The organism is Klebsiella sp. PK18 (assembly GCF_057784655.1).
Genome location: NZ_CM173493.1, coordinates 196,711 through 219,583 on the forward strand (window position 1 = coordinate 196,711; position 22,873 = coordinate 219,583).

The following is a 22,873-nucleotide window of genomic DNA, read 5'->3' on the forward strand; positions in this document are numbered from 1 at the left end:
TAAGAAAAAAGCGGCAAAGCCGGCGCGGGCCGCCGGCTTAACAATCAGGCTTTCTGCAGACCTCTCGCGTCGTCTTTCGTCGCCGGCGCGGATTTACTGACCCGGTATTTGATCAGCAGCGCGAGGGCTGACAGGAACGCCGGGATGGCCAGCAGAGTGAAGATGGTTTCAAAGGAGAGCTGCGCCTGCATCAGGAAGGCGCCGCTGAACGCGCCGAGGATCCCGCCGAAGCGGCCGATACCCAGCATCCAGGCGACGCCGGTGGCGCGCCCCTGCGTCGGGTAGAAGCCTGCCGCCAGCGCGGGCATCGACGACTGCGCGCCATTCATAATACTACCGGCGATAAACACCATCACCCCCATCAGCACCAGGCTGCTGGTGGAGAAACCCACCAGGCAGACGCAAACGCCGGTCAGCAACCAGCCGACGGCCACCACCTTGTTGGGATTGATCTTGTCCATCAGGGCGCCAAGGATCAGTACGCCAATCCCGCCGCCCAGCGGGAACAGGGCGGTGATGATGGAGGCCTGACTCATCGAGGCGCCGGTTTCGCGGATCAGCAGCGGCAGCCAGCTGGTCAGGAGGTAGAAAATCAGCAGGCCCATAAAGTAGGTCAGGCACAACATCACGGTACCCACCGCGTAGCGTGGGGAGAAAATGACGCCGATGGCCGATTTCTCTTTCACCTGGCCTGCTTCGCGCAGCTCAAATTCCACCACCTCCGGCAGCGGCGCAATGCGTTTCAGGATGGCGGCAATGCGCTTCGCCGGCTGCTGCTTCACCACCAGATAGCGGGCAGACTCCGGCAGCAGAAAAATTAACGCTACGGCCAGCAGGAGGGGCATCACGCCGCCCAGCACCAGCACGCTCTGCCAGCCATAGTGCGGGATCATCCAGGCGGATAAAAAGCCGCCCAGCGATGATCCCATCGGAAAGCCGACGAACATCAGGTTCACCAGCAGCGCCCGACGGCGCTCCGGCGCATATTCGCTCATCAGGGTGGCCGCATTCGGCATCGCCGCGCCGAGCCCGAGACCGGTCAGGAAACGCAGCAGCGTCAGCTGATTAAGGCTGGTGGCGAAGGCGGTAAGCAGGCTGAATCCGCCGAACACCACGATCGACATAATCAGCACTTTTTTGCGGCCGATGCGGTCAGCCAGCGGCCCCGCGGTTAAGGCGCCGACCGCCAGGCCCACCAGCGCGGCGCTCATCACCGGGCCGAGCGCCGATTTTTCCACGCCCCATTCCTGTACCAGGTCGGAGGCGATAAATCCGATGATCGCGGTGTCGAATCCGTCCATCGCGACGGTGATAAAGCAGAGCGCAAGGATCATCCACTGGTAGCGGGTGAAGGGGTGCTCGTTGATAAAGGCCTGAATGTCGATGGTTGTCTTAGTCATACGGCTTTCCTGGCAGACTGAGCGAGGGACAGAGGTCTGTTTTTATCGTCGTCCTCGCGTCATTGAGTTTGATTTGTGCGATAATCGAACGTATCGCCGTTAATCGCTCATTCATCAAATCATTGAAGTGGGGGGCAGGCAATGCAGGCGCGCGCCAAAGCGTGCGATTATCGTCCGTTTTAGGACGCCACGTCGTACGGAAACTTTTTTAGTGCCATAAAAATCAGATGGTTATATAAACTTCGCTCGTAGAATGTGATGACTATATTTGTGATGTGCATAACAGACGTTCTACACCGCGACGATGGCGTGCGAAATGGCGTTTTTCCTGCGTAAGATTAGCAGTAAAGGGTATCCTGCGAGGCCGAGCTGGACTATCCTTGTCAGCGTCTGGCACGTGTGTGTCGTTGTGCGCTTTTTTTGGCTGAAAGGAGTAAAAAAATGGCGACAGGAAAGTCCTGCTCTCGCTGGTTTGCGGCTATGGCGGCCTTATTGATGGTGGTTAGCCTGAGTGGGTGTTTTGATAAAGAAGGCGATCAGCGCAAAGCGTTTATCGACTTCCTGCAGAATACGGCGATGCGTAGCGGTGAACGTCTGCCGACGCTGACCGCCGATCAGAAAAAACAGTTTGGGCCTTTTGTCTCTGACTACGCGGTGATCTACGGTTACTCGCAGCAGGTGAGCCAGGCGATGGACGCTGGTCTGCGCCCGGTGGTGGACAGCGTCAATGCTATCCGCGTCCCGCAGGACTATATGACCCAGCGTGAGCCGCTGCGTCAGGCGAACGGCGCGCTGGGCGTGCTCAGCCAGCAGCTGCAGAATGCGAAAATGCAGGCCGATGCCGCGCATAGCGCTCTGAAGCAGGCTGACGATCTTAAGCCGGTCTTCGATCAGGTTTACGCCAAGGTCGTGACCGCGCCAGCTGACGCGCTGCAGCCGCTGATCCCGGCCGCGCAAATCTTTACCCAGCAGCTGGTTCAGGTGGGGGATTTTGTCGCTCAGCAGGGGACCCAGGTGAGCTTTGTGGCCAACGGCATTCAGTTCCCCACCTCGCAGCAGGCCAGCCAGTACAATGCGCTGATTGGGCCGCTGGCGGCGCAGCATCAGGCGTTTAATCAGGCATGGACGGCAGCGGTGAACGCCACCCGTTAATGTCTCATCTGGCTGACGTTGGCTGCGGCGAACGAGCAGGATGATGGATAAGATGCAAAAAGAACCCGGGGAGGGCGATTGCCGCCGCTACCCGGGTTTTTTTATGGCTTATTTGACCTGCGGGTTAACGCAGTTTTTCTCTACATTACCGTTCAGGGCATCGATCAGGTTGTCCACCGCGCAGGCCGCCATGTTGTAGCGCGTCTCATGGGTGGCAGAGCCGATATGCGGCAGCGCGACAACGTTTGGTAGGGTTAACAGCGGCGAGTCTTTTGCCAGCGGTTCGTGTTCGAAGACATCAAGGCCGGCAGCATGAATTTCACCCGCCTGCAGAGCAGCGATCAGCGCCTGCTCGTCCACCACCGGGCCACGTCCGGCGTTAATGAAGATGGCGGAAGATTTCATTTTGGCAAACTGCGCCTGACCGAACAGATGACGGGTCTCTTCGCTCAGGGGCAGGATCAAGCAGACGAAATCGGCTTCCTGCAGCAGGGTATCGAGATCGCAATAGCGGGCGTTGAAGCGCTCTTCCGCCTGCGGATGCTGGCGGCGCGCGTTATACAGGATCGGCATGCCGAACCCGAAGTGGGCGCGCTGCGCCAGCGCCATACCGATGCGGCCCATGCCGACGATACCTAAGGTTTTATGGTGCACGTCGCTGCCGAACCAGTCCGGGCCAATGCTCTTCGTCCACTCGCCCGCTTTGACGCGCTCCGCCACTTCCACTACCCGGCGCGCGGTGCTCAGCACCAGCGCCATGACCGTATCGGCGACGGTCTCGGTCAGTACGGTCGGGGTATGCATCAGCAGCACCCGGCGAGCGTTCAGCGCCTCGACGTCAAAGTTGTCATAGCCAACGGAAACGGTAGAGGTCGCACGCAGCTTCGGCATCTTCTCCAGCAGCGCGGCGTCAACCTTTTCGCTGGAGCCCAGGAGGCCTTCAGCCTGGGCGAAGGCCTCTGCATGCTGCGAAACGGTCTCCGGCCGCAGGTTTTTTACCTGAGTGACGGAAAAGTGCTCCTCCAGGCGCTGTAGCAGGTCGTCGGGAAGCGTTTTATAGAGAATGACAGACGGCTTCATGCGAATCTCCGTAGTAGAAATAGTTCAGGCGTGGTGAGCGCCAAGCGGAATGTTTTGATTATTAGCAGGCTTAACAATCAAAGTCAGCAATACTGAGGCGAAAAGCGCCACCCCCATAAAAATATAGGAGGCTGCGGGGCTGCCGGTGGCACCGTTCAGGTAGCCGACAAACCACGAGCCGCAGAAGGAGCCCAGGGCGCCCATACTGTTGATCAGCGCCATGGCGCCCCCGGCGACATTGCGCGGCAGCATTTCCGGAATAATGGCGAAGAAGGGGCCGTAAGGCGCATACATTGCCGCACCGGCCACCACCAGCAGGGTATAAGACACCCAGAAGTGGTTGGCGCCGACCGCCCAGGAGCCGATGAAGGCCAGTCCGCCAATCAGCAGCAGCGGCCAGACGAACAGCTTACGGTTCTGCATTTTATCGGAGGCCCAGGAGACCACGATCATGGCGATAGTGGCCGCCAGGTACGGAACCGAAGAGAGCCAGCCCACTTCCACCATCCCCATATTTTCACCGCCGCTGCGGATAATCGACGGCAGCCACAGTACAAAACCGTACACGCCGATACTCCAGGCAAAGTACTGCGCGCAGAGCAGGATCACGTTGCGGGAGCGGAAGGCTTCGCCATAGTTACGCACCGCTTTGATGCCCTGCTGTTCACGATCCAGTTGTTCCTGCAGCGCGGCTTTTTCACTCTCCGCCAGCCAGTTAACCTGCGACGGTTTGTCTTTTACCAGCACCCACCAGCAGAAGGCCCAGATCACTGCCGGCACCCCTTCGATGATGAACATTTCCCGCCAGCCGAAGGCCTGAATCAGGTAGCCGGAGACCACCGACATCCACAGGACCGTCACCGGGTTACCGAGGATCAGGAAGGTGTTGGCGCGAGAGCGCTCTGATTTGGTGAACCAGTTGCTGATATAGATCAGCATCGCCGGCATCACCGCCGCTTCGACGACGCCGAGGATAAAGCGAATGGCCGCCAGCGCCGGGATATTATGCACAACACCGGTCAGCGAGGCGCAGCCGCCCCAGAGGATCAGGCAGATAAAGATCAGTTTGCGAACGCTGCGGCGCTCCGCATAGATAGCGCCGGGGATCTGGAAGAAGAAGTAGCCGAGGAAGAACAGGGCCCCCAGCAGGGAGGAGATCCCCTTGGTGATGCCCAGGTCTTCGGTAATGCCTGCCGCGGAGGCGAAGCTGAAGTTGGCACGGTCGAGGTACGCCAGGCTATACGTGATAAACACGATAGGCATGATGTACCACCAGCGTTTCGTTGCATTTGTTGAGCTATTCATAGGCTTGCCTCTGTCAATGAGGTGACATCCGTCCGTCGAAACGGACGCTGCTGTGCCGCGCTGCAGGTAGGGTACAGGACGGCTGTTATTGTTGCGTATAAATGTTATTCGCCCAGCGCATCGCGGGTGGGGAGCCCCTCGCTGTCGCCCTGGACCTGAATCGCCAGCGAACCGATTTTATTGCCACGGTTCACCGCCTGAAGCAGGGTTTTGCCTTCCAGCAGGGCGCTAATCACCCCGACGGCAAAGCCGTCGCCGGCGCCGACGGTATCGACGACGTTTTCGACTTTAATGGCATCAACCGTTCCCTGTTCGCCGCTGGCGCTCTTGAACCAGGCGCCGTCGCAGCCGGTTTTAATGACTACCGCCTTGACGCCGCGGGAGAGATAAAAATCGGCGATCCCTTCCGGGGTCTGCTGGCCGGTGAGAATCACGCCCTCTTTTAAGCCTGGCAAAACCCAGTCAGCCTGGAAGGCGAGACGGTTGAGTTTCTCCACCATCTCGGCTTCGCTTTTCCACAGCACCGGGCGCAGATTAGGGTCGAAAGAGAGGGTTTTTCCCTCGGCTTTCATCACCTTCGCCGCATGCTCCAGCAGCGCATATGAGCTTTCAGAGAGCGCGGCGGCCACGCCGCTCAGGTGCAGATGGCGGGCGCTGGTGAAGTAGTCGGCGCGAAAATCGTCCGGCGACAGATGACTGGCGGCAGAGCCTTTGCGGAAATACTCCACAATGGGATCGGTTCCATTTTCGACTTTCGATTTCATCTGGAAACCGGTAGCGAAGCGGTTGTCGATGGCGACAGCGTGGCTATCGATCCCCTCTTTCGCCAGCGATTGCAGTACGAAGCTGCCAAAGCTGTCGTTGCCGACGCGGCTGACCCAGCCGACCTTCAGACCCAGGCGCGCCAGGCCGGTGGCAACGTTCAGTTCGGCGCCGGCGACACGCTTCATGAAATGCTCCACCTCGGCCAGATCGCCGGTTTCGGTGGCGACAAACATGGCCATGGCTTCGCCGATGGTGATGACATCTAAATTTTCCACGGCTTAATCCTCGCGTAACAGGTTGACGTAGCGGCGGGTCACGGCCGTCAGGTCATGGCCAGTCAGCGGGAACTCGATTCCACGCGGCGCGTCGGCAGGAAGATTATCGAGCAGGGCCAGCCAGCGATCGGCGGCCTGATCCGGCGGTACCGCGCGGAATTTCTCATGATGAGGCTCCGCCGCTTTCACATGAATATAGCTGACCGCCGGCGCAAGGTGGCGTGCCGCCTCTTCCGGCGAGTCGCCGACCCACAGCCAGTTGCCCATATCAAACGTTAAGGTGACCGGCAACTGATGGACCCGGCAGGCGGCTTTGAAGCGCTGCATCGGCGCCAGCTGGCCGCAGTCGGTCTGGTCATTCTCTACCACCAACGCCATGCCGCTATCGCGGAGGATCTCGCGCAGCTCATCCAACTGCTGATTGTGAAGGAAATGGCCAAGGGAGAGCTTTAGCCACAGGGCGTTAAGGGTTTGCGCTTCCGCGAGCAGCGCCGGGAGTTCCGGGTTGAGCTCGCCGTTATCGGCGAACAGCGCCTGCGGCGCGGAGTAGCAGGCCAGCAGGCCGTGGCGCTCAATGGTGGCCGCCAGCGACGGCAGAGCGTTGAGCTCTTCCGCGCTGCACAGCTCGCGGCGGATTTCGACACCGTCCGCACCGGCGTCGGCGATGAACGGCAGGACAGCGGCCTGGCCGCCTAAGGATTTAACATGGTCATTACCATACGCAGCGGTAACGACAATAATTTTTCTGGCCATCGCGCTCTTACTCCCGGCGTTTGTTGCTTAATCTCCTTAATACGCTAGATGGTATCGGTTCCATAAGAAAGGGCGAGATGTTTAATTTATGATCGGCATCACGAAGGATCGTTAACGGGAGGTTGATCCGCGGACGATAAGCTCGCCGGAGAAGACCCGCTCGCGGATGGGGTCGTTAGTGCCGGCAATGCGCCGAATCACCTGTTCGACCGCGGCGTAGCCGATCTGCCACGTCGGTTGTTTGAGGGTGGTAATACCGACGCCAGCCAGCTCCGCCCACTCCAGTTCGTCGAAGCCCAGCAGGCCGATATCGCTCCCCCAGATCAGGCCGACGCGCTTCAGAGCGCGGGCCACCTGCAGCGTCAGGGCGCCGTTGGCGGAGATGACCGCTTTGCGCATCCCGCGGTGACGGGCGTGGAACTGGCGCAGGACGTTGTCCATCATCGCGCCGTCGTTGAGCTGCACTTCGGCGTTTTCAGCCACCACGCCGTGGTGACGAGTGAGGGTAGCGCGAAAAGCGCTCAGACGCTCGCGGCGGGTATTCACCGAGCCCAGCGGTTCGCTGAGAAACAGGATGGCCTCAAACCCTTTCTCCACCAGGTGTTCGGTGGCGGTGGTGGCGGCCTGGGCGTTATCAAGCCCGACCACATCGCAGGCGAAGTCGGGGATTTTACGGTCAATCAGCACCATCGGCAGGGCCGACTGCTGCAGGCGGTTCAGGCCATCCTCCCGCATACCGACTGCGTTGACCACGATGCCTTCCACCTGGTAGCTGCGCAGCAGGTCCAGGTAGTGCAGTTCCTGATCCAGCTCGTTATTGGTATTACACACCAGCAGGGTGAAGCCTTTTTCCCGGCAGGCCGCTTCAATGCCGCTCATGACATTGACCGAGTAGGGGTTGGTGATATCGGCGATGATCAGGCCAATAAGGCGGGTTCGGCCGTGCTTGAGGCCGCGGGCCATCAGGCTGGGGCGGTAGTCGAGTTCGGCAATGGCTTTTTCAATACGTGATAACAGATCGTCGGAAAGCAGATGCTTCTCGCCGTTAAGATAACGTGAAATGCTGGTTTTGCCGGTCTTTGCGGCTTTCGCCACATCGCTGATAGTTGCACGCGCCGCTTTCGCCATGGTGGCTTCCTTTGCTGAAAATCTGCCAACACCTTAGCGCGAAAAATAGCGATATCAAGCATTTTGCCCGGCAGAGCGGCTGCCGGGCGACATGAGGATGCGCTTATTGCAGCGGGCTGAGGGTAATTTCCACGCGACGGTTCTGCGCTTTGCCTTCCGCCGTGCTGTTGCTGGCGATAGGATTCGCCGGCCCCATGCCGGTGGTGCGAATGCGATTGGCCGCCACGCCCTGAGTGATCAGCGCGCTGGCGACGCTGTCTGCACGCTGTTGCGACAGACGCATATTCAGATCCTTGCTGCCGGTGCTGTCGGTGTAGCCGACGACGTTAACAGCGGTTTTCTCGTACTCTTTCAGCACCATGGCCACGCCGGTCAGGGTGTTGGCGCCGGCCGGCTTCAGGTTGGCGCTATTGCTGTCGAAGGTGACGTTATTCGGCATGTTCAGCACGATATTGTCGCCATTTCGCGTCACGCTGACCCCGGTTCCCTGCATTTTGTCGCGCAGCTTCGCTTCCTGCACGTCCATATAGTAACCAATGCCGCCGCCGAGCGCCGCGCCGGCCGCTGCGCCAATCAGCGCGCCTTTGCCGCGGTCATGTTTGGAAGAGGAGAGCGCGCCGACGCCAGCGCCCACTAAGGAGCCAATACCTGCGCCAATACCGGATTTACCTGCTTCACGTTCACCGGTATAGGGGTTGGTGGTGCAGCCAGAAATGGCCAGAGTGCCGCTGACCAGCGCCGCAATCATAAGTACGCGTTTTTTCATTTAATGTCCTTAATCCTTTTTATTCTTTGTCACAGCGAACGTGACGGTTGATTATGACGCGTGATTACGTAGAAAATTCCCCGGATACCATCTCATTTTGTAAATAACATTGAACGGTTGCCCATCACGCCGTCATGACACCTGCATTCGCTGACCAGGAGCCGCCCTTGCCAACCTCATCTGCAACCAAAACCATCTTAACCGCCGCCCACTGGGGACCGATGCTGGTGGAAACGGACGGTGAAAACGTCCTCTCTTCCCGCGGCGCGCTGGCGACACCGTTTGCCAACTCGCTGCAAACGGCGGTGCGCGATCAGGTCCACAGCAAAACCCGCGTGCGCTATCCGATGGTGCGCAAAGGCTTCCTTGCTTCACCGGACAAGCCCCAGGGGGTCCGCGGTCAGGATGAATTCGTGCGGGTGAGCTGGGATCAGGCGCTGGATTTAATTGACGCCCAGCATCGGCGGATCCGCGAAAGCTACGGTCCGCAGTCGATTTTCGCCGGCTCCTACGGCTGGCGTTCTAACGGCGTCCTGCATAAGGCGGCCACCCTGCTGCAGCGCTACATGAGCCTGGCGGGCGGCCATACCGGCCATCTTGGCGATTACTCCACTGGCGCGGCGCAGGCGATCATGCCTTACGTCGTGGGCGGCAATGAGGTGTATCAGCAGCAGACCAGCTGGCCGCTGGTGCTCGAGCACAGCGAAGTGGTGGTGCTGTGGAGCGCCAACCCGATGAACACGCTGAAAATTGCCTGGAACGCCTCCGACGAGCAGGGGATCCCGTGGTTCGACCGGCTGCGCCAGAGCGGTAAGCGCCTGATCTGCATCGATCCGATGCGATCGGAAACCGTCGATTTCTTTGGCGATTCGATGGAATGGATCGCCCCGCATATGGGCACCGATGTCGCGTTGATGCTGGGGATCGCCCATACGCTGGTGGAGAATAGCTGGCAGGATGATGCGTTTCTTACCCGCTGCACCAGCGGCTACGATATTTTTGCCCGCTATCTGACCGGCGAAAGCGACGGCGTAGCGAAAACCGCTGACTGGGCGGCGGCGATCTGCGGCGTGAAAGCGGATAAGATCCGTGAACTGGCGAAAATTTTCCATGAAAATACCACCATGCTGATGTCTGGCTGGGGCATGCAGCGCCAGCAGTATGGCGAGCAGAAGCACTGGATGCTGGTCACCCTGGCCGCCATGCTGGGGCAGATTGGCACCCCGGGAGGCGGGTTTGGTCTTTCCTATCATTTCGCCAACGGCGGCAACCCGACGCGCCGCGCGGCGGTACTGGGCTCGATGCAGGGAAGCGTCGCCGGGGGCGTGGACGCGGTGGAGAAGATCCCGGTCGCGCGGATCGTCGAGGCGCTGGAGAATCCGGGGGCGGAGTATCAGCACAACGGCATGGCGCGTCGCTTCCCCGATATTCGCTTTATCTGGTGGGCCGGCGGGGCCAACTTTACTCATCATCAGGACACCAACCGCCTGATTCAGGCCTGGCAGAAGCCGGAGCTGATCGTCATCTCCGAATGCTTCTGGACCGCCGCCGCGCGCCATGCCGATATCGTCCTGCCGGCGACCACCTCGTTTGAGCGCAACGATCTGACCATGACTGGAGATTACAGCAATCAGCATCTGGTGCCGATGAAGCAGGTGGTCGCCCCGCGAGATGAAGCGCGCGACGATTTCGCGGTCTTTGCCGACCTCAGCGAACGCTGGGAGGTGGGCGGCCGCGAGCGCTTCACCGAAGGGAAGAGTGATTTGCAGTGGCTGGAGACCTTCTATCGGATCGCCGCCCAGCGCGGGGCTCACCAGCAGGTGACGCTGCCGCCGTTTGCCGAATTCTGGCAGGCTAACCAGCTGATTGAGATGCCAGAGGAGCCGGAGAATGCCCGTTTTGCGCGCTTCGCCGCCTTCCGCGCCGATCCGCAGGCTAATCCGCTGAAAACGGCGAGCGGTAAAATTGAGATCCACTCGCCGACCATCGCCGCCTTTGGCTACGCCGATTGCCCGCCGCACCCGATGTGGCTGGAGCCCGACGAGTGGCATGGCAACGCTGAGGCGGGGCAGCTGCAGCTGCTGTCGGCCCATCCGGCCCACCGTCTGCACAGTCAACTGAACCACACCACGCTGCGCGAACGCTATGCTGTCGCCGGACGCGAACCGGTGACTATTCATCCGCAGGATGCCCGGGCCCGGGGGATTGCCGATGGCGATCTGGTGCGGGTGTGGAACGCCCGCGGTCAGGTGCTGGCCGGCGCGGTGGTGACGGAGGGGATCCGCCCGGGGGTGATTTGCCTGCATGAAGGGGCATGGCCCGACCTGGATCCGCGGGTGGGCATCTGCAAAAACGGGGCGGTGAATGTCTTAACCAAAGATATCCCGACATCCCGGCTGGGCAACGGCTGTGCCGGGAACACCGCCCTGGCGTGGCTGGAGAAATATACCGGCCCGACGCTGCCGCTTACAGCATTTGATCCGCCGGCCAACGCATAATCCACGTCGGGTGCTGAGTGTCGTCCTGCCATGCGCAGTCTTCAATCCGGAAGCCCTGCGCATGGTAGAAACTGACCGCCGATTCGTTCTTCTGGTAAACCTCGAGACTAAGCCAGGCGTAGTGCTGTTTGACTTCATCCAGCAGCGCCCGGCCAATGCCCTGGCGGATGGCGTCCGGCGCGACAAACAGCGCGCCGACGAAGCGGGAGTCCAGCACGCTAACAAAGCCTTTTAATTCCCCATCGCGTTCCCAGACCCAGGTGCTGGCGGCGGGAAGATAGACATCCCGTACCACCGCGACGCTGTCGCGCCAGTAACTTTCGCTGATAAAAGGATGGGCATGAATCGTGCTGTCCAGCCACAGGGCCAGCAGCGGCGCGGTATCTTTAGTGTCCCACTTGCGGATCATCCTGACCTCCAGGGTGACAGAAGCAGCCGGTGATATGGTCGTTGACCAGCCCACAGGCCTGCATAAAGGAATAACAGATTGTCGAGCCGACAAATTTAAAGCCGCGTTTTTTCAATGCCTTCGACAGCGCATCGGAGGCCGGCGTCGTGGTGGGGATCTCCGCCAGCGTCGCGGCGCAGGTCACCTGCGGCTCATTGTTGACGAAGGACCAGACAAAATCAGTGAACGACTCGCCATTTTCCTCCATCGCCAGATAGGCGCGGGCGTTGCCGATAATGGCCTGGATTTTTCCCCGATGGCGAATGATGCCGGCATTCTGCAGCAACTGCTCGACATCGTCTTCCCCCATCGCTGCCACGCGCACCGGGTCGAACTGGTGAAAAGCCTGACGGTAGTTCTGCCGTTTTTTTAACACCGTGATCCATGACAAACCGGCCTGCTGGCCCTCCAGGCAGATCATTTCAAACAGCTGGCGGCCCTCTTTTTGCGCCACACCCCATTCGGTATCGTGATATTCGATATATAACGGATCCTGACTCACCCATCCGCAACGTTGCATAGCTATTTCTCCCTCTGCGCTAAAAAAGTGGACGCCCCGGCTTGACGGCTGAAAGATAAAGATAATAGTTAATACAGGGAAATCGTATCCCCAAAAAAAACACAGCAATATTGCCGATTCGGCTCTTTTCTGGAGTCGCATTAATGATAATAAAGAAATGCAATGGCCTCCGGGGCTTCTTGTTCCCGGCGAGCGTATCCGTCTGGATGACGTGTGTCTCTGGAGCGAATGCCTGGCAACAGGAATATATCGCTATCGATACAAAAAGTAATACGCCGGAACGCTATACATGGGATAGCGATCACCAACCACGTTACGAAGATATTCTCGCTGAGCGGATGAAGTCCTCAGAGGCGCCTGGCGGGCTGGCATTAAACCAGGCGCTGGCGCCACCGGACAGCAGCCGTGGTCAGAGCGTTGGCTGGAATTATCTGCTGGCTAATGGCATGACCTCCGGGCCGGTGGCCAGCCTGCGCAGTGACGTCACCGCGCCAGTGACGAGAAGCGCTGGCGAGACGGGGTATGTCAACACGCTCGGCTGGCGCATGGATTATCAGTCGCTGTGGGGCGTGCATCCCTGGGCTCAGGTGAGCTATAACCAGTCGCTTACCAGCGATGCCTGGTCGCCGACGACCCGCGCCAGAGAGGGCGGCTGGAGTGATGTCACCCTGGGCGCCGATATGCGGTTGGGATCCCATGTTGCGGCATGGGCGACGCTGTCGCAGGCGGACAATGTCCCATCCGGGGAAAATACGCTCTATCTGATGGGCGTCAGCGCCAACTTTTGACCGATATTGTTACGCGTTTGAAACGACGCGGTTATTGTTAAATCTCAGTAATGGCGCATTTCTGTGAGATAGCGCACACTAACTTTTTTCCTGAAATTCGCGGAATGAATGTTTTGCAATGTCATTCGTTCCGCCATTAATGCATTTCATTCCCTGCTGGTGGCAGTTCATGCCTTTTTCCCCACAGGATGAGGGGCCTTCGCTATTGTGGCGGCAGTTAATTTATCAGGACAACTGCTATGAACGCTGCAAACCGTCAATCGACCCGCTGGCTTACGCTAATCGGCACCATCATCACCCAATTTGCTCTCGGTTCGGTCTATACCTGGAGCCTGTTTAATAGTTCGCTGTCTGACAAACTGGGCGAGCCGGTCAGCCAGGTGGCTTTCTCCTTTGGCCTGCTGAGCCTCGGGCTGGCGCTCTCCTCGTCGGTCGCCGGAAAGTTGCAGGAACGCTTTGGCGTTAAGCGTGTGACCATGGCCTCCGGGATCCTGCTCGGTCTGGGCTTCTTCCTGACCGCGCACTCCAATAGCCTGATGATGCTGTGGCTGAGCGCGGGCGTGCTGGTGGGGCTGGCGGACGGCGCCGGCTATCTGCTGACCCTGTCGAACTGCGTGAAGTGGTTCCCGGAGCGTAAAGGGCTGATCTCTGCTTTCTCCATTGGTTCCTATGGGCTCGGCAGCCTGGGGTTCAAATTCATTGATTCCCATCTGCTGGCCACCGTCGGCCTGGAAAAAACCTTCGTCATCTGGGGCGCTATCGTGCTGGTGATGATCGTCTTTGGCGCGACCCTGATGAAAGATGCGCCGAATCATACGGCGACCACCGCGGCCAACGGCGTCGTGGAAAATGACTTTACTCTCGCCGAATCGATGCGCAAACCGCAGTACTGGATGCTGGCGGTGATGTTCCTGACGGCCTGCATGAGCGGACTGTACGTGATTGGCGTGGCGAAAGATATTGCCCAGGGGATGGTCCACCTGGATGTCGCCACGGCGGCAAACGCGGTAACCGTTATCTCGATTGCTAACCTTAGCGGCCGCCTGGTGTTAGGCATCCTGTCCGACAAGATCTCCCGCATTCGTGTGATTACCCTCGGTCAGATCGTGTCGCTGGTAGGGATGGCCGCGCTGCTGTTCGCCCCGCTGAATGCCATGACTTTCTTCGCCGCCATCGCCTGCGTCGCCTTTAACTTCGGCGGCACCATCACCGTCTTCCCGTCGCTGGTGAGTGAGTTCTTTGGCCTGAACAATCTGGCGAAAAACTACGGCGTGATTTATCTGGGCTTTGGTATCGGCAGCATCTGCGGCTCTCTCATCGCTTCGCTGTTCGGCGGCTTCTACGTGACCTTCTGCGTGATCTTCGCCCTGCTGATTCTGTCGCTGGCGCTGTCCACCACCATCCGTCAGCCGAAAGGCAGTGTTTATAGCGAGGCGCACGCCTGAAACCTGCAGCGTGAAACGTGCCCCTGGTTAATCCCCTAAGCAAATAGTGCCAATCCAGCCAAATGTTTTGTAAATGTTTGGCTGGATCACATTCCCTCCTGATACTTTTCCCGTTCCCTGTGGTCTACTTATCGCGCTTTGTAGAGGTTTCTGATAACCAACCCTAACGCACCCTATTAGCCTACTGACTCGTGCCACAGCGTCAGGCGGTGTTTTATTCTTCTTTTTCCAGGTTTGCTTGCATGAAATATATTAGAACGATGACGCAGCAGAAGCTTAGTTTTTGGCTGGCGCTGTACATCGGCTGGTTTATGAACATCGCCGTTTTTTTCCGGCGTTTCGATGGTTATGCTCAAGAGTTCACTTTCTGGAAAGGGCTTTCCGGTGTCGTTGAACTGGTCGCCACGGTCTTTGTCACCTTCTTCCTGTTACGTCTGCTGTCACTGTTTGGTCGCCGCATCTGGCGCATTCTGGCGACGCTGATTGTCCTGTTTTCCGCCGCCGCCAGTTACTACATGACGTTCCTCAATGTGGTGATTGGCTACGGAATTATCGCTTCGGTGATGACCACCGATATCGACCTGTCGAAAGAGGTCATTGGCTGGCACCTGATCCTCTGGCTGGTGGTGGTGAGCGCGCCGCCGCTGCTGTTCATCTGGAGCAACCGCTGCCGCCATACGCTGCTGCGCCAACTGCGCACCCCGGGTCAGCGGGTTAAAAACGTATTGATCGTCGTGCTGGCCGGACTCATTGTCTGGGGTCCCATCCGCCTGCTTGAGCTGCGTCAGCATGATGTGGAGCGCCATTCGGAAGTGGATATGCCGAGCTATGGCGGGGTGATCGCCAACTCCTATCTGCCATCAAACTGGCTGTCGGCGCTGGGGCTGTACGCCTGGGCGCAGGTGGATGAATCCTCGGATAATAAATCGCTGATTAACCCGGCGAAGAAGTTTACCTACGTCGCGCCGGAAGGCCTGGATGACACCTACGTGGTGTTTATCATTGGCGAAACGACCCGCTGGGACCATATGGGTATCCTTGGCTATAGCCGCAATACCACGCCAGAGCTGGAGAAAGAGAAGAATCTTGTCGCTTTCCGCGGCTACTCCTGCGATACCGCCACCAAGCTGTCATTACGCTGTATGTTTGTGCGTCAGGGCGGGGCGGAGGATAACCCGCAGCGAACGCTCAAAGAGCAGAACGTCTTTGCCGTGCTTCATCAGTTGGGCTTCAACGGCAATCTCTATGCCATGCAGAGCGAGATGTGGTTCTACAGCAACACGATGGCCAACAATATCGCCTACCGCGAGCAAATTGGCGCCGAGCCGCGCAACCGTGGTAAGAGCGTTGACGATATGCTGCTGGTGGATGAGATGAAGCGCGGTATGGCGCAGGGCAACGCCTCCGGTAAGCATCTGATCATTCTCCACACCAAAGGCTCCCACTTTAACTACACCCAACGCTACCCGCGCAGCTTCGCCCAGTGGAAGCCGGAGTGCGTCGGCGTCGACAACAAGTGCTCGAAAGCGGAGCTGATTAACTCCTACGATAACAGCGTGACCTACGTCGATCACTTTATCGTCAGCGTCCTCGACCAGCTGCGGGATAAGAAAGCGATTGTGTTCTATGCCGCCGATCATGGGGAGTCGATTAATGAACGCGAACACCTGCACGGAACGCCGCGCAAGATGGCGCCGCCGGAGCAGTTCCGCGTGCCGATGATGGTGTGGATGTCGGATAAATACCTGGAGAACCCCGATCATGCCGCCGCGTTTGCCCATCTGCAGCAGCAGGCTGCGATGAAGGTGCCGCGCCGTCACGTCGAGCTGTATGACACCATTATGGGCTGTCTCGGCTATACCTCGCCGGATGGCGGGATCAATGAGAATAACAACTGGTGCCGGTGGAAAAAGTAAGGCTCGGGGTTTATTTTCAGATTCTCGGGTCTGTTCTCCCTTCCTGAGCCCAGGATAAGCTAATCCCTCGCCGGCAGACGCCGCGCGAGGGATTTTTTTCGCACAGTGGATGTGTCTGGCAGGTTGCCTCTTCTTCTTTGATTACCCTCCAGTTTTCTCGCTCCCCCTGTGCACGAACTTTTCATGGAGAGAAAGGATGAAGGTGATAAAGGGGTTGGCCTTACTGTGCCTGTTGATGCTCGCGGGCTGCCAGTCTGAGGAAGAGACCAGCCAGTTCCTGCTGGCCTGTAAATACGATGCGCCAGCGACGATCGAAGCCATGCTGAATAATGGCATCGATGTGGATGGTCAGGATAAAACCGGCTTAAGTGGCCTGATGGTCGCTGCCGCGGAAAATCGTCGTGATGTGGTAGCGTTACTGCTTAAGCGTCAGGCGAAGCCGAATCTCCAGACGCGCCAGGGCGTCACGGCGCTGATGCTGGCGGCGGCGCGCGGCAGCGATGCCGCGATTATCGGCGATCTTCTCCAGGCCGGCGCGTCGGTAAATCAGACCAGCGTCGAGAAGAGTACGGCATTGATGTCCGCCATTGCCGACGGCGGGGACGTCAGAAACGACTATCAGCATATTCTGGCGATGAAAAAGCCCGATGCGCCTGTCGAGAAGGAGAGCGCGCTGGATAAAATTGTCGGCGCAACGGCGACGAAATCGCTGGCGACGGGTAACCGCGCGCTGATGACCGAAGACATGGCGTTACAACTGGCGCCCGGCGCGTTTAAGAAGAACGTCGACGAGATCGTGGCGCTGCTGATCAGGCATGGGGCGGACGTGAAGGCCGTCAATGCGTCAGGGGAATCGGCCTTTTTCCTCGCGGTCGATCACGCGCGTTCGACGGAAACCATCACGACGCTGGCCAACGCCGGGGCGGACACCAGCCTGGCGGATAAATCCGGCACCACCCCGCTGATGCTGGCGGCGGCGGGGGATGATCCCAATCTGGTGCTGGCGCTGTCGGCCTCCGGTGTGGAGGTGGATAAGCCGAACCGTGAAGGACTCACGGCGCTGCAGGTGGCGGCGGGTCAGGGGTCGCCTGCGGTGATCGCGGCGCTGGTGCAGCGCGGCGCAAAGGTGGACCAGGTCTCCGCCAACGACCTCAGCCCGCTGATGCTGGCGGTCAAAATGAATAATAAAGCCAATGTCGAGGCGCTGCTTGAGGCTGGCGCCAGCGTCAACCTCAGCAATAAGGCCGGCTATACGGCGATCGGTTACAGCCGGGCCGGCGAGGTTCGCCAGCTGCTGCTGGCGCAGCATGCCGAGCTGAAGGGGCAGGCCGCGCATATGGCGCAAAGTGAACTGCAGTTTTGTGCTAATGCCTTTGCCGACAAGCTGGCATACAGCGACATCGCCCGCGCGGTGAATAACGATACCCGCCCGGATATTATGCGTCATCAGCAATCCTGCCCGGAGCTGGGGGAACTGACGATGCTGCTGGGGGAATTTAAATTCAACCCGGCGGGCTCGACCTATCTCGGTGAGCCGGTGACCTGTAAGGTATCCGAGTATCGCAAAGCGTTTGAGGTGACCTGCCGCTGAAAACGATGACCAACCGGCGATTCGCTGCTCAGGCTGCTGAGTTTCTCGCCGGTTGAGCGATTTTTTGAAAATAAGGCATTGACGGGTAGGCATCCCAGCAGTAAGATGCGCCCCGCATTCGGTGATTGGCGCAGCCTGGTAGCGCACTTCGTTCGGGACGAAGGGGTCGGAGGTTCGAATCCTCTATCACCGACCAAATTCGAAAAGCCTGCTCAACGAGCAGGCTTTTTTGCATCTGTGGCCTGTGAGGATGAGAACCTCCGGGGGCAGGAGGTTCGACTCGAGCGAAGCGAGAGAACGTTGCATCAGCAACGGCCCGCAGGGCGAGCCACGAAGTGGTGAGTCATCCTCTATCACCGACCAAATTCGAAAAGCCTGCTCAATGAGCAGGCTTTTTTGCATCTGTGGCCTGTGAGGATGAGAACCTCCGGGGGCAGGAGGTTCGACTCGAGCGAAGCGAGAGAACGTTGCGTCAGCAACGGCCCGCAGGGCGAGCCACGAAGTGGTGAGTCATCCTCTATCACCGACCAAATTCGAAAAGCCTGCTCAACGAGCAGGCTTTTTTGCATCTGAGGCCTGTGAGGATGAGAACCTCCGGGGGCAGAGTTCGACTTGTGTTCCGTAGGCCCGCGCAATCGCAGCGCCGCCGGGCATCATCAGTGCGCCACTGGCCAAAAATTCCACCAAAATCACAATAAACGTCTTTACCCACGTTTCCAGCCAGCTATTCGCTATTTTGTGACATCTTCCATTGCATTTTTTTATCGATGAACAGATCTTTTTTCGCGAAGCTTATGGCTAAATGTAGCATTTTCCGCTGTGCGCTTTAACGTTCGCGCTATTAATCGCTCACATATTGGTCACACGGCAAGAAATTTTTCTCATTTGTTGGAATTGTTTCCCTCTGCGTGTTGCAAATTATTAAGGTCATTATTCTGCTTATTGACCCGTAGCATAAATTTCTCTGCTGAAAATAGCGCCTTGAAGTTTTTTTAATCTTTGCCTGCCGTTTCTCACGCTGGATGTAAAACCCGGCTGGCTGTATTGACGTTTCCCCATTCTGTTGACAGATTGTAGGGCATGAGGGGCATTTCATGGAGAATCCGTACTGCAACTCAGTCGTTTTTGCGAAAGGAATCCCCATCTCTCTCTACGCCTTCGGGCACCACCGACTGGACCGGGTATATTCTAAATAGTTCGAGCTGCGGAAAGGCGGCAAGTGTACGAGCTCCCCTGAGCATAGATAACGATGTGACTGGGATGATCGAGCGCAGCCAACGCATCCGTTGTTTGAAATAGGACGAATAAAAATAAATAAAGGTCCGGCGGATATATGCAAACAACATCACAGTTTTGGAGCAGAATAATGAGTATTTCCTTGAAGAAATCAGGGATGCTGAAGCTTGGTCTGAGCCTGGTCGCCATGACCGTCGCCGCCAGCGTGCAAGCGAAAACCCTGGTTTATTGTTCTGAAGGCTCGCCGGAAGGCTTTAACCCACAGCTCTTCACCTCTGGCACCACCTATGACGCCAGTTCCGTACCGATCTATAATCGCCTGGTCGAATTTAAAACCGGTACCACGGAAGTTATTCCAGGGCTTGCTGAGAAATGGGAAGTCAGTCCTGATGGCAAAACCTATACTTTCCATCTGCGCCAGGGCGTGAAGTGGCAAGATAATAAAGACTTCAAACCCACCCGTGACCTGAACGCCGATGACATCGTGTTCTCCTTCGATCGCCAGAAGAATACCAATAACCCGTACCATAAAGTTTCTGGCGGCAGCTATGAATACTTTGAAGGGATGGGATTACCGGACCTGATTAGCGAAGTGAAGAAAGTGGACGATAAAACCGTCCAGTTCGTCCTGACTCGCCCGGAAGCGCCGTTCCTCGCTGATCTGGCCATGGACTTCGCCTCCATCCTGTCGAAAGAGTATGCCGATAACATGTTGAAAGCTGGCACGCCGGAAAAAGTGGACCTCAATCCAATCGGTACCGGCCCATTCCAGCTGCTGCAGTACCAGAAAGATTCCCGCATTCTGTATAAAGCCTTCCCGGGCTACTGGGGTACCAAGCCGAAGATCGATCGTCTGGTCTTCTCCATCACCCCGGACGCTTCCGTGCGCTATGCCAAACTGCAGAAAAATGAGTGCCAGGTGATGCCGTACCCGAACCCGGCGGACATCGCGCGCATGAAGGAAGATAAGAACATTACCCTGCTGGAACAGCCGGGCCTGAACGTCGGTTATCTCTCCTTCAACACCGAGAAGAAACCGCTGGACGACGTCAAAGTTCGTCAGGCGCTGACCTACGCGGTGAACAAAGAAGCGATCATCAAAGCCGTTTACCAGGGCGCAGGCCAGGCGGCGAAGAACCTGATCCCGCCGACCATGTGGGGCTATAACGACGACGTTAAGGACTACACCTACGATCCGGAGAAGGCGAAACAGCTGCTGAAAGAAGCGGGCCTGGAAAAAGGCTTCACCATCGACCTGTGGGCAATGCCAGTACAGCGTCCGTACAACCCGAATGCTCGCCGTATGGCTGAAATGATCCAGGCTGACTGGGCGAAAGTCGGGGTCCAGGCCAAGATTGTTACCTATGAGTGGGGTGAATATCTGAAGCGGGCGAAAGCGGGCGAGCACCAGACCGTAATGATGGGCTGGACCGGCGACAACGGGGATCCGGATAACTTCTTCGCGACCCTGTTCAGCTGCGCCGCAGCGAAAGACGGCTCCAACTACTCGCGCTGGTGCTATAAGCCGTTTGAAGATTTGATTCAGCCGGCCCGCGCTACCGACGACCACAACAAGCGTATTGAACTGTACAAACAGGCTCAGGTAGTGATGCATGACCAGGCTCCAGCGCTGATCATCGCCCACTCCACCGTCTATGAGCCGGTGCGTAAAGAAGTCAAAGGCTATGTGGTGGATCCGCTGGGCAAACACCACTTCGATAACGTCTCCGTCGAATAATAAGCACGATGCCTGACCTCCTCTCCCCTTGCGGGAGAGGTAGGGGGCGTATTCCCGCTATTCCGGGGAATGCTTTTGTGAGCAATACAGACGCCCTGTCGCCAGGCGGGGCGTCACTAGAGAGAATCCGGGTTATGTTGCAGTTTATTCTCCGACGTCTGGGACTCGTCATCCCGACATTTATCGGTATCACCCTTCTCACCTTTGCCTTCGTCCATATGATCCCCGGCGATCCGGTGATGATTATGGCAGGTGAACGTGGTATTTCCCCCGAGCGTCACGCGCAGCTGCTGGCCGAAATGGGCCTTGATAAGCCGCTGTGGCAGCAATATGCCCATTACATTTGGGGCGTACTGCACGGTGATTTAGGCATCTCGCTGAAAAGCCGCATTCCTGTGTGGCAAGAGTTTGTCCCGCGCTTTAAAGCCACCCTTGAGCTGGGCGTTTGCGCGATGATTTTCGCTGTCGCCGTCGGTATTCCGGTGGGCGTGCTGGCTGCGGTAAAACGCGGATCCATCTTTGACCACACCGCCGTGGGTCTGGCGCTGACCGGCTACTCCATGCCTATCTTCTGGTGGGGCATGATGCTGATTATGCTGGTTTCGGTGCAGCTGAACCTGACGCCGGTCTCCGGGCGTATCAGCGATACGGTGTTCCTTGACGATACCCTGCCGCTGACCGGCTTCATGCTGATCGACACCGCCATCTGGGGCGAGCAGGGCGACTTTATTGACGCCTTAATGCATATGATCCTGCCGGCTATCGTGCTGGGCACCATCCCGCTGGCGGTGATTGTGCGTATGACCCGTTCGTCGATGCTGGAAGTGCTCGGCGAAGACTATATTCGTACCGCGCGCGCCAAAGGGCTGACCCGGATGCGAGTGATTGTGGTCCACGCGCTGCGCAACGCGATGCTGCCAGTGGTTACGGTCATTGGCCTGCAGGTGGGCACGCTGCTGGCGGGCGCCATCCTGACGGAAACCATTTTCTCATGGCCTGGTTTAGGCCGCTGGCTGATCGACGCGCTGCAGCGTCGTGATTACCCGGTGGTGCAGGGCGGGGTGCTGCTGGTGGCGACGATGATTATCCTCGTCAACCTGCTGGTCGACCTGCTGTATGGCGTGGTGAACCCGCGTATCCGGCATAAGAAGTAAGGGGCCATCATGTCACAAGTTACTGAGAATAAAGCGATTGCTGCACCGGTGCCAATGACCCCGCTGCAGGAGTTCTGGCACTATTTCAAACGCAACAAAGGCGCGGTCGTCGGTCTGGTGTACGTGGCGGTGATGATTATCATCGCGGTGTTCGCCAACTTCCTCGCCCCGTATAACCCGGCGGATCAGTTCCGTGATTCGCTGCTGGCGCCGCCGTTCTGGCAGGATGGCGGCAGCCTGGCGCATCTGCTCGGCACCGACGACGTGGGCCGCGATATTCTGTCGCGTCTGATGTACGGCGCCCGCCTGTCGCTGCTGGTGGGCTGCCTGGTGGTGGTCCTGTCGTTGATCCTTGGCGTGGTGCTCGGTCTGGTGGCGGGCTATTTCGGCGGGGTGGTGGATTCCATCATTATGCGCGTCGTCGATATTATGCTGGCGCTGCCGAGCCTGCTGCTGGCGCTGGTGCTGGTGGCTATCTTCGGGCCATCTATCGTCAACGCGTCGCTGGCGCTAACCTTCGTGGCGCTCCCGCACTATGTGCGTCTGACGCGCGCCGCGGTGCTGGTGGAGGTCAACCGCGACTACGTGACCGCTTCCCGCGTAGCGGGCGCCGGCGCGATGCGCCAGATGTTCGTCAATATTCTTCCCAACTGTCTCGCGCCGCTGATCGTTCAGGCGTCGCTGGGCTTTTCTAACGCCATTCTCGATATGGCAGCGCTGGGGTTCCTCGGCATGGGCGCGCAGCCGCCGACGCCTGAGTGGGGCACCATGCTCTCCGACGTATTGCAGTTCGCGCAAAGCGCCTGGTGGGTGGTGACCTTCCCGGGCGTGGCGATCCTGCTGACGGTGCTGGCATTTAACCTGATGGGTGACGGTCTGCGTGACGCGCTCGATCCCAAACTGAAGCAGTAAGAG

18 protein-coding genes, 1 tRNA gene and 2 other RNA genes are annotated in these 22,873 nt (G+C 58.2%); 12 read left to right on the forward strand and 9 right to left on the reverse strand.

Annotated features, from left to right (window positions below; all coding sequences use genetic code 11):
* Positions 1-44 precede the first annotated feature (44 nt).
* On the reverse strand, positions 45-1,400 hold the full coding sequence (locus AC3EMD_RS00950) for an MFS transporter (protein WP_023323379.1): 1,356 nt from the start codon (positions 1,398-1,400) through the stop codon (positions 45-47).
* Between the two features lie 441 nt (positions 1,401-1,841).
* Between AC3EMD_RS00950 and AC3EMD_RS00955 the strand changes: the two genes are divergently transcribed.
* Positions 1,842-2,552 carry a DUF3053 domain-containing protein gene (locus AC3EMD_RS00955; RefSeq protein ID WP_012540337.1) on the forward strand — a complete coding sequence of 237 codons (711 nt, stop codon included), beginning with the start codon at positions 1,842-1,844 and terminating at the stop codon, positions 2,550-2,552.
* A 108-nt stretch (positions 2,553-2,660) separates the two neighbouring features.
* On the opposite strand, the gene ghrB is transcribed toward AC3EMD_RS00955, so the two are convergent.
* The 6 genes from ghrB to AC3EMD_RS00985 all read right to left on the reverse strand — a co-directional run bounded on the left by ghrB (position 2,661) and on the right by AC3EMD_RS00985 (position 8,624).
* Positions 2,661-3,632 carry a glyoxylate/hydroxypyruvate reductase GhrB gene (ghrB, locus tag AC3EMD_RS00960; protein WP_064180618.1) on the reverse strand — a complete coding sequence of 324 codons (972 nt, stop codon included), beginning with the start codon at positions 3,630-3,632 and terminating at the stop codon, positions 2,661-2,663.
* Positions 3,633-3,656: 24 nt separating this feature from the next.
* Positions 3,657-4,937, reverse strand: coding sequence for an MFS transporter (locus tag AC3EMD_RS00965; RefSeq protein WP_008806888.1), 1,281 nt, complete (start codon positions 4,935-4,937; stop codon positions 3,657-3,659).
* Between the two features lie 104 nt (positions 4,938-5,041).
* Positions 5,042-5,977 carry a sugar kinase gene (locus tag AC3EMD_RS00970; protein WP_117127138.1) on the reverse strand — a complete coding sequence of 312 codons (936 nt, stop codon included), beginning with the start codon at positions 5,975-5,977 and terminating at the stop codon, positions 5,042-5,044.
* 3 nt (positions 5,978-5,980) lie between these two features.
* A complete protein-coding gene (locus AC3EMD_RS00975; protein ID WP_008806890.1) occupies positions 5,981-6,730 on the reverse strand; it encodes a sugar phosphate isomerase/epimerase family protein in 750 nt (249 codons plus the stop codon).
* Between the two features lie 111 nt (positions 6,731-6,841).
* Complete coding sequence (locus tag AC3EMD_RS00980; RefSeq protein ID WP_008806891.1) at positions 6,842-7,858, reverse strand: LacI family DNA-binding transcriptional regulator; 1,017 nt, start codon at positions 7,856-7,858, stop codon at positions 6,842-6,844.
* 103 nt (positions 7,859-7,961) lie between these two features.
* Complete coding sequence (locus AC3EMD_RS00985) at positions 7,962-8,624, reverse strand: OmpA family lipoprotein (protein ID WP_002921917.1); 663 nt, start codon at positions 8,622-8,624, stop codon at positions 7,962-7,964.
* 167 nt (positions 8,625-8,791) lie between these two features.
* On the opposite strand from AC3EMD_RS00985, the gene AC3EMD_RS00990 reads away from it, so the two are divergent.
* Positions 8,792-11,122: a molybdopterin guanine dinucleotide-containing S/N-oxide reductase gene (locus AC3EMD_RS00990; RefSeq protein WP_302073889.1), complete on the forward strand. Its 2,331-nt coding sequence runs from the start codon at positions 8,792-8,794 to the stop codon at positions 11,120-11,122.
* On the opposite strand, the gene AC3EMD_RS00995 is transcribed toward AC3EMD_RS00990, so the two are convergent.
* The gene (locus tag AC3EMD_RS00995) at positions 11,091-11,531 is read right to left on the reverse strand and encodes an N-acetyltransferase (RefSeq protein ID WP_008806893.1); all 441 of its coding nucleotides are present in this window, start codon (positions 11,529-11,531) and stop codon (positions 11,091-11,093) included. The two genes, AC3EMD_RS00990 and AC3EMD_RS00995, sit on opposite strands and share 32 nt — an antisense overlap.
* Positions 11,509-12,090: a DNA-3-methyladenine glycosylase I gene (gene tag / locus AC3EMD_RS01000; RefSeq protein WP_008806894.1), complete on the reverse strand. Its 582-nt coding sequence runs from the start codon at positions 12,088-12,090 to the stop codon at positions 11,509-11,511. The genes AC3EMD_RS00995 and tag overlap by 23 nt, the downstream gene beginning before the upstream one ends.
* Before the next feature lie 206 nt (positions 12,091-12,296).
* On the opposite strand from tag, the gene AC3EMD_RS01005 reads away from it, so the two are divergent.
* The 10 genes from AC3EMD_RS01005 (at position 12,297) to dppC (ending at position 22,870) form a co-directional block, all read left to right on the forward strand.
* Complete coding sequence (locus AC3EMD_RS01005; protein WP_172092717.1) at positions 12,297-12,878, forward strand: autotransporter outer membrane beta-barrel domain-containing protein; 582 nt, start codon at positions 12,297-12,299, stop codon at positions 12,876-12,878.
* Positions 12,879-13,117: 239 nt separating this feature from the next.
* Positions 13,118-14,323: an L-lactate MFS transporter gene (locus AC3EMD_RS01010; RefSeq protein ID WP_012540343.1), complete on the forward strand. Its 1,206-nt coding sequence runs from the start codon at positions 13,118-13,120 to the stop codon at positions 14,321-14,323.
* Positions 14,324-14,565: 242 nt separating this feature from the next.
* A complete protein-coding gene (gene eptB / locus AC3EMD_RS01015; RefSeq protein ID WP_032733927.1) occupies positions 14,566-16,239 on the forward strand; it encodes a kdo(2)-lipid A phosphoethanolamine 7''-transferase in 1,674 nt (557 codons plus the stop codon).
* 196 nt (positions 16,240-16,435) lie between these two features.
* Positions 16,436-17,830 (forward strand): ankyrin repeat domain-containing protein, encoded by a 1,395-nt coding sequence (locus AC3EMD_RS01020; RefSeq protein WP_232673124.1) that lies wholly within the window; start codon positions 16,436-16,438, stop codon positions 17,828-17,830.
* 119 nt (positions 17,831-17,949) lie between these two features.
* Positions 17,950-18,026: transfer RNA gene (locus AC3EMD_RS01025), tRNA-Pro, on the forward strand.
* A gap of 34 nt (positions 18,027-18,060) precedes the next feature.
* Positions 18,061-18,193: non-coding RNA, RtT sRNA (locus AC3EMD_RS01030), on the forward strand.
* 34 nt (positions 18,194-18,227) lie between these two features.
* Positions 18,228-18,360, forward strand: a non-coding RNA gene (locus tag AC3EMD_RS01035) — RtT sRNA.
* Between the two features lie 836 nt (positions 18,361-19,196).
* Positions 19,197-20,804 carry a dipeptide ABC transporter periplasmic-binding protein DppA gene (gene dppA / locus AC3EMD_RS01040; protein WP_012540345.1) on the forward strand — a complete coding sequence of 536 codons (1,608 nt, stop codon included), beginning with the start codon at positions 19,197-19,199 and terminating at the stop codon, positions 20,802-20,804.
* A gap of 134 nt (positions 20,805-20,938) precedes the next feature.
* Complete coding sequence (gene dppB / locus AC3EMD_RS01045) at positions 20,939-21,958, forward strand: dipeptide ABC transporter permease DppB (RefSeq protein ID WP_008806900.1); 1,020 nt, start codon at positions 20,939-20,941, stop codon at positions 21,956-21,958.
* A gap of 9 nt (positions 21,959-21,967) precedes the next feature.
* The gene (gene dppC, locus AC3EMD_RS01050) at positions 21,968-22,870 is read left to right on the forward strand and encodes a dipeptide ABC transporter permease DppC (RefSeq protein WP_032733925.1); all 903 of its coding nucleotides are present in this window, start codon (positions 21,968-21,970) and stop codon (positions 22,868-22,870) included.
* The last annotated feature ends 3 nt before the right edge of the window (positions 22,871-22,873 follow it).